Source organism: Pseudoalteromonas sp. SWYJ118 (assembly GCF_015864505.1).
Taxonomy (GTDB): Bacteria; Pseudomonadota; Gammaproteobacteria; order Enterobacterales; family Alteromonadaceae; genus Pseudoalteromonas; species Pseudoalteromonas arctica.
In genome coordinates, this window is sequence record NZ_JADYXC010000057.1 from 1 (window position 1) to 2096 (window position 2096).

At 36.8% G+C, this 2096-nt stretch carries 1 protein-coding gene and 2 pseudogenes; all 3 read left to right on the forward strand.

Going from position 1 to position 2096, the window contains the following annotated elements; translation table 11 throughout:
* A pseudogene (locus tag I6F48_RS21120) lies at nt 1-374 on the forward strand (hypothetical protein); the annotation flags it as partial.
* 109 nt (nt 375-483) lie between these two features.
* A complete protein-coding gene (locus I6F48_RS21125; RefSeq protein WP_197120241.1) occupies nt 484-1473 on the forward strand; it encodes a hypothetical protein in 990 nt (329 codons plus the stop codon).
* A gap of 133 nt (nt 1474-1606) precedes the next feature.
* Nucleotides 1607-2096, forward strand: a pseudogene (locus I6F48_RS21130) (hypothetical protein); the annotation flags it as partial.

Below are 2096 nucleotides of genomic sequence, written 5' to 3' on the forward strand. Positions count from 1 at the left end.
ATAACTCAAATAACCCAATGAACTGTTATTTATATTGGGAGCGTGTAGTGCGCTTTATGGACAACAACCAACCACTACCTGATGTACCTGAGTATGAAACCTACCGACACCTTGATGAACCAACCGCTGAATTTGATAAAAAAAATGACAGACCTAATAAATTTTGGAGCGACTTTTCACTTGCTCAACAAGTCGAAATATGGCAAAAGTTTAATAAAGAGGCTGCTCATTTTAATTGGCTCAGAGCGACACCTAACGAAGAAATAATTAAGCCTTGGCTGCATTTTAAAGGTGAGCCTGAGCGTATTGAAAAACTAACCTGGAAATACAAAGCAAAGCGTTTAGCACTGCAGTTGTTTATGGGAATACCTTAAAGATGATTATATTTATAGCATGCAACTAGGATTCTGATAATAATTAAAAATGGAATTTAAACCTAGGTGGCACAAGTGCTGTCTAGGTTTATTAAAGCAAAGGAACCTGATGCAAAATAATAATTACTTCGGTGTTGGAATAATGCCAAAGAAAACGAAGTTTAATCGCTTTTTTGAAGCTCACCGAATAATAAATAAGGGAAGCGAATTTAGAGGGTTATGCTTTTTTCGACGTTGGCTAAATCAAGATAGGCATATTTACGCGAATAAAAAAGAGCAATATAAAATAGCGCCTTGTGGCAATAACCCTATAAAAGCCATTTTATTTGGGCCAATGGCTATAGGGGCTGTATTAAGCTTTGTTACATTAATTAGTATTTTATCACTTCCATTTTATGATGAGGGTGAAAAATATCAGTGGTGGATACCACTTGTTACCTTTTCTTGGAATTTATTCTTCTTAAATTTATTACCGATCACAGCAAGATACATACCTGATAGAGTGATGTACTTGGACAGACAAAACCAAACGGTCGGGTTCAGTTTTAATATACCAGATTGTGAACAACGCGATGAGTTAGGTAATTGTTGCTTTAAATGGGAGGAGATTGTTTGCAGGTTAACCTCGAAAATGGGCACGCCGGGTGTAATGAATTACTTTCCAGAAATTAGCCATATAGACCAAGATAAGTACCCTGAAACAATAGTAACCGGTTCAGTTGTAGAGCTTTCAGCCAATCCAGTGCATTGTTATTTATTGTGGGAGTGTTATGTACGCTTTATGGATTTAAGTAAACCCTTACCTGATGTACCAGAATATGAAAAGCACCGACATCTAGACTCTATCACAGCTGAATTTGATAAGAGGAATAATCGGCCTGATGAGTTTTGGACCTCATTTTCGTTTTCGCAGCAATTAGAAATTGAAGAGGAAATTCTGAGTGAAGCATTTCCATTTGATTGGCTTAAAGGTAGAGAGCGTGAAGAAGTAATTAAACCTTGGCTGCATTGGAAAGCAGAACCAGAGCGCATAGAGCAATTAACGTGGAAATATAAAGCAAAGCATCTTGCGCTTCAGCTTTTTATCGGTTTTCCTTGAGGTTACTAACCCTTCACCGTTTATGGTAAGTTAACAAATAGAAAAGGATTTCAAATCTAGGTCTTCCAAATTCCCTAGGTAAGCAAAGTAAAGGGCTCTAATGCAAAATAATGACTACCTAGCTGTTGATATCATGCCTAAAAAAACGCGGTTTAATTGTTTTTTTTACCCTGAGAGATTAAATAGCCTTAAAGAAAAGTTTAAAGGCTTATGTTACTTGTATGACTTACCTTCTAAAAAACAGAAGGCAATACAAAAGCGCCCAGAACGATATAAAGTAGAAATGTGCGGAAATAATTCCGTCAGGGTTATTTTATTTGGGCCAATAATAATCGGATTTACTTTGAGTATAATCTTGTTGATCTGTTGCTTAGTGGCTACCTATTCCAAGGACCCATTCCAGTGGTGGATACCTATGCTTACTTTTTCTTGGAACCTGTTTTTTCTTAATTTACTGCCACTAACAGACAGTTACATCCCCAAAAAACAAATATACTTTGATAGACAAAAGCAGCTAGTAGGCTTTACTTATCCAATCCCTGGTTGCGAAGCACGTGATGAGCAGGGTAATTGTTGTTTTAAGTGGGCTGATATTGTATGCCATTTAGATATGGTTGCAACAC

What these genes read in the sequence shown, in the direction of transcription:
- I6F48_RS21125 (WP_197120241.1), top strand. Translation starts at nt 484, where the DNA reads ATGCAAAATAATAATTACTTCGGTGTTGGAATAATGCCAAAGAAAACG.